Origin of the sequence: Tannerella forsythia (assembly GCF_003860135.1) — a bacterium.
GTDB classification, from domain to species: domain Bacteria; phylum Bacteroidota; class Bacteroidia; order Bacteroidales; family Tannerellaceae; genus Tannerella; species Tannerella forsythia_A.
On sequence record NZ_RQYN01000110.1, the window covers coordinates 1 to 3296 of the forward strand.

The following is a 3296-nucleotide window of genomic DNA, read 5'->3' on the forward strand; positions in this document are numbered from 1 at the left end:
AATGATGTACCCGGCAAATAACCATTGACCATTAACAATTAAAATACATCAGGCTTTCAGCCCTCCGCCGAGGGGGTGCCTTTTTTTCCCAACGCTGCGCATTGGGCTGAATTATCTCGCCCTTTCAGGGCCGTTTCAGGCGGTCGGTCGTGTCAGGGCGAACACACAGGTTCGCCCCTACACGGCAAACAACTCAACATTTCAACATCTCAACATTTATTATGTCAGGCTTTCAGCCCTCCGCCGAGGGGTTGCCTTTTTTTCCCAACGCTGCGCATTGGGCTGAATTATCTCGCCCTGGGCTGTTTCAGGCGGTCGGTCGTGTCAGGGCGAACACACAGGTTCGCCCCTACATTGACTACCTTGACTACATTTGACTACATTGACTACTTTTCACTCTTCACTTTTCACTTTTCACTTCACAAGGATTTTCCTTACCTGTTCTCCTACGCGTACCAGATACATGCCGTCGGCTAAGGGCTGTACATGATCGCCGGAGGGGAGGAAGAGCGTTTTTACTATCGCGCCGTTTACATTATATATATGTACCGTCGCGGCGTTGGGCCTCCGCCGGCGGCGTAGACACGCAGTCCGTCGACCGTTTCGTTGCTGACGGTCATGATCACGTTGAAGTCGCACGTATCGTACCGGCCGCTGCCGTCGTTGGCGGTGACGGTGATTCTGGCTTTGCCTTTCTTATGGATCGTCACTAAGCCGGTGGCATCGACCGAGGCGACCGACGGATTGTCGCTCGTCCACGTCAGCGACTGGTCCGTAGCCGTGGCCGGGGCGACGGTGGCCGTGAGCTTTATCTCCTCGTAATCGCCGTTGATCGTCACCGAATTTCGGTTCAGGGTGACGGAGGTTACTTTGACCGCGGGCGCCGTGGCCTCTTTGACGGTGACGGCAGCCGTGGCCGTTTTTCCGCCGTCGGCGGTGGTGACGGTGATGGTGGCCGTACCGGGTGCCGCTACCGTCGACGGTGGCGATGGCCGTGTTGCTGCTGCTCCATGTCACCGTTTTGTTCGTAGCCGTGGCCGGAAGGACGGTATGCGTAAGCGACTTTGTTGCTCCGACTTCCAGATTCAGCGACGCGGGGCTGAGCGTAACGCCCGTAACGGGGATGGTGACAGCCGCGGCGCCGGTGGTGACGGTCTTTGGGCCGCAGAACTTCCAATTCCCGGCTTCGTCAACTACCAGCACATTCACTACATACTCGGTATTCGGCTGGAGGCCGGTAATGGTATATGACGTCCAGTCTTTGGGGTAATTGGTGAAAGGCTCGGGATGGCTGTATTGCCAGCTCCCCCCCGACTTTTTCGCCCATCCCACCACGTACCGCAGGTTGGCCGGCGCCGTTACGTTGTCGGTGGCGCGTTTCCATTTCACCTCGATGGTTCCGGGACCGGTGGCTTTGGGGTAGCCCGCTTCGTAGCCGCCCGGCGTGGGATCCTGGGTATCGGCGGCGGCTTTGGTTTTGATCTTCTTTTCGGGGCCATCGGTATAATTCCCTGCGGCATCCTTTGCCCTTATTAATATCGTATATTCTTTACCGGGTTCTAAACCGGAAAGGGTGTACGAAGTGGCGCCTTTCGGAGGATACTTAGGCAGCACATACCCGGAAATTCCATACCAAACTACATATTCGATTTCGTTTTGAGGTGTTACATTATCGGTACTTGGCGCCCAAGTTGCCGTAATCGTTGTTTGGGTAGATGTTAGCGACGTAATAACAGGTGCCGTGGGAGCCTGGGTATCGCCCGCGCCGGCTGGGGTTTTGACGGTTTTCTGGCCGTACCACTGCCTTTCATTGGCTTCGTCAACTACCCGCACATCCACGAGATACTCGGTATTCGGCTCGAGGCCGGTAATGGTATATGACGTCCAGTCTTTGGGGAAATTGGTGAAAGGCTCGGAATGGCTGTATTGCCAGCTTCCCCCCGACTTTTTCTTCCATGACACCCGGTACCGCAAGTTGGCCGGCGCCGTTACGTTGTCGGTGGCGCGTGTCCATTTCACCTCGATGGTGGTGGTGCCGGTGGCTTTGGGGTAGCCCGACTGGTAGCCGCCCGGCGTGGGAGCCTGGGTATCGGGCGCAGGCTTCGTTTCCACATTGACCGATTGATATTGGATATGATCGGTGTTGGGACCGTAATTCTCATTGCCGGCCTCGTCGGTCGCATAGACCCATACGGTGTATTTTGTGCCGGGCTTCAGACCGGTGATGGTTCCCGACGTGATAGCTGTGCCGGTTTTTTCGTTCTGTGGCGGAAAACCTCCTGCACCAAATCCCTCGTTATAAGTATAGGTATATTTCATGCGGCTGTGCGGCGTCACATTGTCGGTAGCTGCGCACCAGCTCAACGCGATGCTGTTGGTCGTTACCGTGCCGATGGTGATCTTACCGTTGCATCCGGCTTTCGGTTTTTCGGTATCGGCGGCGGTGGTGACGGTTTTCTGGCCGTACGACTGATAGTTCATGGCTTCGTCAAATACCGTCACATACACTTGATACTCGGTATTCGGCTCGAGGCCGGTAATGGTATATGACGTCATGTCTTTGGGGAAATTGGTGAAAAAATCGCCATGGCTGGTTTGCCAGCCCCCCCCCGACTTTTTCTTCCATCTCACCCGGTACCGCAGGTTGGCTTGCGTCGTTACGTTGTCGCTGCCGCGTTTCCATTTCACCTCGATGGTGGTGGGACCGGTTTGTGTTATCGAGGATGCCGGTGGTGACGGTTTGCGTGTCGTACCACGTCTTATTCCCGGCTTCGTCAACTACCAGCACAGCCACGAGATACTCGGTATTCGGATCGAGGCCGGTAATGGTATATGCCGTCATGTCTTTGGGGTAAGGCTCGGGATGGCTGTTTTGCCAGTTATCTTCCGACTTTTTCGTCCATCCCACCATGTACCGCAGGTTGGCTTGCGTCGTTACGTTGTCGCTGCCGCGTTTCCATTTCACCTCGATGGTGGTGGGACCGGTGTAGCCGCCCGGCATGGGAGGCGTGGTGTCGGCGGCCCATGCCGGATTTGTTACTGTTATCGCAAAAAGAGCGATAATCCATACTGTAAAGAATCGAATTGTCTTCATAATGATAAATTTTAAAATTGTTAGTAATAATTGTTTTCAAAAATTCGTAATTCGTAATTTTTAATTTGAAATTGCTTTTGTCTCTTCATTTTCTTGTCTTGATACAAGAAAACGAAGCAAAAGAAAATCAAGGCTTCGTGCGCTTCGCTCGCCTGCGCGACGTTCGGAGGTCTAAAATCCGGAGAACTCACTTCGCTACGCT

General features: G+C 54.3%; 3 protein-coding genes and 1 pseudogene. All 4 read right to left on the reverse strand.

The genetic code is table 11. From position 1 onward, the window contains the following. Positions 1–414: 414 nt before the first annotated feature. Positions 415–543 (reverse strand): T9SS type A sorting domain-containing protein, encoded by a 129-nt coding sequence (locus EII41_RS14845; protein ID WP_411292613.1) that lies wholly within the window; start codon positions 541–543, stop codon positions 415–417. Beyond that, positions 531–710, reverse strand: coding sequence for a hypothetical protein (locus EII41_RS14620; protein WP_260425601.1), 180 nt, complete (start codon positions 708–710; stop codon positions 531–533). Before EII41_RS14620 ends, EII41_RS14845 begins: the two co-directional genes overlap by 13 nt. After that, positions 697–2688 carry a fibronectin type III domain-containing protein gene (locus EII41_RS13470; protein ID WP_260425602.1) on the reverse strand — a complete coding sequence of 664 codons (1992 nt, stop codon included), beginning with the start codon at positions 2686–2688 and terminating at the stop codon, positions 697–699. The genes EII41_RS14620 and EII41_RS13470 overlap by 14 nt, the downstream gene beginning before the upstream one ends. A gap of 76 nt (positions 2689–2764) precedes the next feature. Beyond that, a pseudogene (locus tag EII41_RS14625) lies at positions 2765–3094 on the reverse strand (fibronectin type III domain-containing protein); the annotation flags it as partial. Positions 3095–3296 lie beyond the last annotated feature (202 nt).